Source organism: Pseudomonas sp. I2 (assembly GCF_040984075.1).
GTDB lineage: Bacteria > Pseudomonadota > Gammaproteobacteria > Pseudomonadales > Pseudomonadaceae > Aquipseudomonas > Aquipseudomonas guariconensis_B.
This window is the reverse complement of the sequence record NZ_JBCGFQ010000236.1, coordinates 1-384: the sequence shown is the minus strand read 5'-3', so window position 1 is coordinate 384 and position 384 is coordinate 1. Positions and strand designations below refer to the sequence as shown.

General features: G+C 45.1%; 1 pseudogene. It reads right to left on the bottom strand.

The window, feature by feature from the left end:
- Positions 1-232 precede the first annotated feature (232 nt).
- A pseudogene (locus tag WCE05_RS26415) lies at positions 233-384 on the bottom strand (adenylosuccinate lyase); the annotation flags it as partial.

Below are 384 nucleotides of genomic sequence, written 5' to 3'. Positions count from 1 at the left end.
TCCTGAATCTGAACTTTAAGGTGGTGACGTAACAACGCATTGTCTTCAACAACCAGAACGCGCATTTTTATTTCTCCCTGTCTTAATTATTAAAATAGTGTAACGCGATTATGTGTTTATGGGGGTAAACATTAAATAAACCAGCGGGGAGGGAGGTAAAGTGAAAAAAGAAAAAGTGGATAATCTTAATAAGCAGGCCGGACAGCATCGCCATCCGGCACTGATTTGAGGCTTATTTCAGCTCATCAACCATCGTGATAGCTCGACCAATATAGTTAGCCGGCGTCATCGCTTTCAGGCGGGCTTTCTCTTCTTCTGGCAACGCCAGACCATCGATAAACTGCTTCATGCCTTCGGCGTCAACGCGCTTACCGCGAGTAAGCT